This is a genomic window from Desulfobacter sp. UBA2225 (genome assembly GCF_002348205.1).
Lineage (GTDB): Bacteria > Desulfobacterota > Desulfobacteria > Desulfobacterales > Desulfobacteraceae > Desulfobacter > Desulfobacter postgatei.
On the sequence record NZ_DDYV01000124.1, the window covers coordinates 1,545 to 6,155 of the forward strand.

General features: G+C 45.1%; 3 protein-coding genes and 1 pseudogene. All 4 read right to left on the reverse strand.

The features are described from left to right. Window positions 1-101: 101 nt before the first annotated feature. Window positions 102-1,367, reverse strand: a complete 1,266-nt coding sequence (locus B3D59_RS06620) for a PDDEXK nuclease domain-containing protein (RefSeq protein WP_286818533.1) — start codon at window positions 1,365-1,367, stop codon at window positions 102-104. Next, entirely contained in the window at window positions 1,367-3,235 is a 1,869-nt protein-coding gene (locus tag B3D59_RS06625; protein WP_286818534.1) for a site-specific DNA-methyltransferase, read from the reverse strand. Before B3D59_RS06625 ends, B3D59_RS06620 begins: the two co-directional genes overlap by 1 nt. A gap of 102 nt (window positions 3,236-3,337) precedes the next feature. Continuing rightward, on the reverse strand, window positions 3,338-4,249 hold the full coding sequence (locus B3D59_RS06630) for a DUF4391 domain-containing protein (RefSeq protein WP_286818535.1): 912 nt from the start codon (window positions 4,247-4,249) through the stop codon (window positions 3,338-3,340). Continuing rightward, window positions 4,236-4,611, reverse strand: a pseudogene (locus B3D59_RS06635) (helicase); the annotation flags it as partial. The pseudogene B3D59_RS06635 and the gene B3D59_RS06630, both read right to left, overlap by 14 nt.

The window sequence follows — 4,611 nt, forward strand, 5'->3', positions numbered from 1 at the left end:
CCACCTTCACAGCTCCATCGGGGGCCGTATAAAGCAGGAAGTCCGTCAACTCATCCTTTGTCGCCAACCGCCGTTCTTCCGTGTTTTCAGCGGATTCGTGTTTATTTGTGTTCATTCGTGATTCCTCCTTGATCCTGAACTGGCGGGGAATCCTCGTGAGTTGCTTCCCATTCTGCCTGAGCCTCTTCGAGTTGTTTTTTTAAAGCCTCTTTATCGGGAAGATAAAGCTGGTAGGCGGAAGCGTGGATGTTGGCGTCCTTTGGTAAGGTCAGTTCAACCAAACGATCATCTTTTGAATGGCAAAGCAGAATACCGACAGTCGGTTTTTCATCCTCCAGTTTTACATAACGGTCGAAGTAGTTGACATACATCTGCATCTGACCGAGGTCTTGATGGGTGAGACGATCCCGTTTTAAATCAATAATCACATAACAGCGAAGTAGTCGGTTGTAGAAAACCAGATCGACATAAAAGTGGTCATCGTCAAAGGTGAATCGTTTTTGCCGCGCCTCAAAGAGGAATCCTTTGCCCAGTTCAAGCAAGAAATGTTCGATTTTATCAATGATTGCCGTCTCAAGATCATGCTCTGAATATTCTGGTTTTTCCTGCAAACCCAGAAATTCCAGAACATACGGGCTTTTCAAAACATCTGAGGGTTTTGCTACTAACTGCCCTTTTTGCGCAAGCTCTTTCACTCCCGCTTTATCACGACTCAACGCAAGCCGCTCATATAGGCTGGAATTGATTTGACGTTTCAGCTCCCGAATACCCCAGGCATTTTGGGTGGCTTCAAGTTCATAAAACCGGCGTTCATCCGCAGAGTCAATCGTGAGCAGAACCACATAATGCGACCAGCTTAACGAAAATTTGGCGGACAGCGTTTGCCAAAAATCATCCGGAAGAAATGAGCTCTCATCACTTTTCCGAGACAGTGTTTCGGAAATTAAAGCAGTCAAAAAAGATTGCGCAGGCAGTGTCTGTTGAATCTTTTGGGAGGATAAAGATGTAACAGACAGTGTCTGTTGAATCTCGGCGTATCCCTGATAAAACTCTCGAAATTTCCTCAAATTTGTTTCGGACATCCCTTTCAAGCCAGATTGGTTCAGCTCCTTCGAGAGGCGTTTGAACAGCTTTTTTCCATACAGATCCGCCCGTTCAGCCCCGCCATTTTCAAACTCCACAATATACCAGCCAAAAAGCCAGTTACGGACAACTAACGCAATATCTACAGAACGAGCCGCCTGCGTCTGCATGGCAGTCTGCGTCTGCGCAAATAGCCCAACCAAACCATCAAAACCCACTTCCGTATGTTCCGTGGTTTTATCCAATTCGTGTTTATTCGTGTCCGTTCGTGGTTTCTTTCCCATCACAAGCTCCTTACATCGACAATGCCGGCCTGTTTGAGAATCTGAACCGCATTGGTTTTAACCACGTCATCCTTGAAGCCGGAGTCCTTGAATACCACGCGCATGATTTCCGGATTAAGCTCGTTTTTCAGCTTGGCAATGCCTTCGACCACTTCAAGCGAGATGGCATCCGACAGGCAGATGATCAGCGCTCCCATACCGATAGAGTAAACCAATTGAGAATGATGTTCATCTTTCATTATCAATTTTCCATTGTCCATTATCCATTCATCAATAGGCAAAGTCAGATCGAGGCCATACTTAAGCAGGACCTCGTAAAGAACATCTTCCTCGCGGCGATCGGTTTTGATGTTGGAAATAAAGTCTTCGAGGGTGCGCTCAGTCATATCAAAGTCCACTTCCCATGGCTTGATATTAGTGGAGTCGAGTTTGAATACCTTGAAGCCAAGGTCACCATCGTATTCAGGATTTTCTTCCTTGAGTTTTGCGATGGCGCGGCGGATGCGTTCTTTACCTACTTCGGCTATATGGGGTAAATTCAACTCTTTTGCAATTTTTCCAGTTGGCAGGCTGTCATCTACACGTTCTGGAATTTGTACCGCAACAAAGTGACCGGTTTTGCTATCAAGAACAGCATGTGCTGCTGAGCACGACCCCGCAAAAAAATCCAAAACGATATCTTCTTCCGCCACTCCAGCAACCTGCATTACCCTTTGAATGAGACCTATGGGCTTGACTGTATCGAATGGAGCCTTGCCATCAAAAAGTGCTTTAAGCTGGTTGGCACCATCTCGTGTGACTCCAACGTCTTTTCCAAACCAAATAGTTTCAGGTGCACGCCCAGTTTGATTTGCGAGATAAATTTTTCTGATAATACGTGTTTCATCATCGGAAAAAAGAATCTCACCAGTGGAGATTTTTTCTTGGACGGTTTCTTTACTCCATCTCCAACCGTTTTCTGGGGGAGATATTACTTTTCCAGATGGTGTAACAATATCGTATATCAGATTTGGGCGATATAATGCATTTCTAACATCACCTGATCGCCAGTCACCATTGGGGTCATTATCAGGATTAGAATAATTTTTATTGTCCTGTTCAGTTCTTGGGAGAGCATGGATTTTATATGCTTCAGATTTTCGATAACCTAATATGTGGTTGTGATGAACGGAGAATATATCCGTATAGCCTTTAGGTTGAACGCTGTGCTGCCATATCACATGAGCGATTATGTTTTCCTCTCCAAAAATTTCATCACATATTTTCTTCAGATTTGATACTTCGACATCGTCAATTACTATAAAAATGGCTCCATCATCTTTAAGAAGGTTTCTGGCAAGCTTCAGGCGTGGATACATCATATTCAACCAGTCGGTATGATAGCGTCCGCTCGTTTCAGGGTTGTTTGAGAGGTTGCGTCCTTCACCATCTATCTGGCCAGTGATTTGTTTGTAATTCTTAATATTGTCCCTAAAATCATCTTTATACACAAAGTCCTTGCCGGTGTTGTAGGGTGGGTCAATAAAGATCATCTTCACTTTTTTGTGATAGCTCTTCTGCAGGAGCTTGAGCACTTCAAGGTTGTCGCCTTCAATGAAAATATTCTGGGTGGTGTCCCAATCCACCGACTCTTCCTTGCAGGGGCGCAAGGTTCCTGTGCTGGGTGTCTGGGCGATCATCCGGGCTTTGCTCTTGCCGTTCCAAGTGAAGCTGTAGCGTTCATCTCGGTCGTCCACAAACGTGCCAAGTACTTCCTTCAGGGCTTCGAAGTCCACCTTGCCTTCGGTAAAGGCTTCCGGGAACACCTCCTTCAGCTTGGCCACGTTTTCGGCTACGATGTCCATTGATTTACCATCCATTTTTTCCATGATTAAACCTCTCTATTTATAACCACGGAAAACACAGAAGGGTCGTCGGCTTCACCGAAAATCTCAGCGTTTTTTTCCGTGTATTCAGTGTGTTCTGTTGTCTCATAAGTTTTCCGCCAGTTGCTTGAGCTCTTGTTCAAATTTCTTGATTTGTGTATTCAGCTCCACCTGCCGGTTAAAAGCTGCTTTTTTCAGCTGCCCGCGCAGCTCCGATATTCTTGATTCAATTTCCCGGCACTTCGTCAACCGTTCGAGCCGGTCTCCGGCTTTGCCGATGGTAAAGGTTCCGGATAACACCGAGCATTCGTATCCGGTAAAGCGATCCGTCCAGGCATTGTATAAAGTGCCGTAGGTCTGAAGCGGCATATTGCCCCATGCAAGTGACTTTATAAATTGATAATTGACAGTGGATAATTGACAATTATTTTCATTATCAATTTTCAATTCTCCATTCTCAATTGTTACTTTCATCCAGCCAGTGGTATAAAAGCGCTCGGCAACAAAGGCTCCATGCTCGGCCTGACTGAAACGTTTGGGAGCGATGCTCAGGGCAACAAGAGATTTATTAACCACGGAAGACACAGAATTTTTATTTTCAGTGTCTTCCGTGTTTTCTGTGGTTCCAATAAAAAAGCCGATCATCAGCGGATAGGGTATTATTCTGTGGATAATTTCGGCGATTCGTTTGTGTCCTTTCTGGGAATTCATTTCAACCTGCAAAACAGCCACCTCAAGATACTCCCGTTCATTGTCCCTGTAGGGAAGAACCGGACAGGTTGATGGCTTCAGGGTGTATTCCCAGTAAACGTTTTTTACGTTTTCCCGGAACAGCTTTTTATCGCTGGCGCCCAAAGAAGGATTCTCAAGGAACAGCTTTTTAGGTACACGTTTATGCAAATACGCTGACTCAGGGAACCCAATATTAACCACGGAATACACAGAAAACACAGAATTGTTTTTTTCTTTTTCCGTGTTTTCCGTGGTTTTATCCAATCTGTGTTTATCGGTGTCCATCTGTGGTTCCTCCCTCTAAGAGAATCAGATACGACACCACTTCAAAGTCATCCATGCCCTTAAAGCTGTTTTTATTGATTACGGTTCCGCCGGGAGAGAAGAGACTCTCTACGCCGCGTTCTTCAGCCGCACCGGTCAGGGCCTGCACGGCTTTGGACAGCAGGTTGCGGTATTGAGACATATCGGAACCATTGCGTGTCAGGCCGGAAAAGCGGGTTGTGGCTGCGCCATCAACGGACTTTTCATGGATACTCATCTTCTTGAGCAGATCCAGAATCTTTTTGGTCTGGGTGAACTGCAAAAGGACCGATCCGTCGTTTTTTACATAGACCAGATATGGGGTGTCCAAAAACGCGGTTTTA

Excerpts from the sequence above, each read along its gene's own strand:
- B3D59_RS06620 (WP_286818533.1), bottom strand. The coding sequence starts at position 1,367 with ATGGGAAAGAAACCACGAACGGACACGAATAAACACGAATTGGATAAA.
- B3D59_RS06625 (WP_286818534.1), bottom strand. The coding sequence starts at position 3,235 with ATGGAAAAAATGGATGGTAAATCAATGGACATCGTAGCCGAAAACGTG.
- B3D59_RS06630 (WP_286818535.1), bottom strand. The coding sequence starts at position 4,249 with ATGGACACCGATAAACACAGATTGGATAAAACCACGGAAAACACGGAA.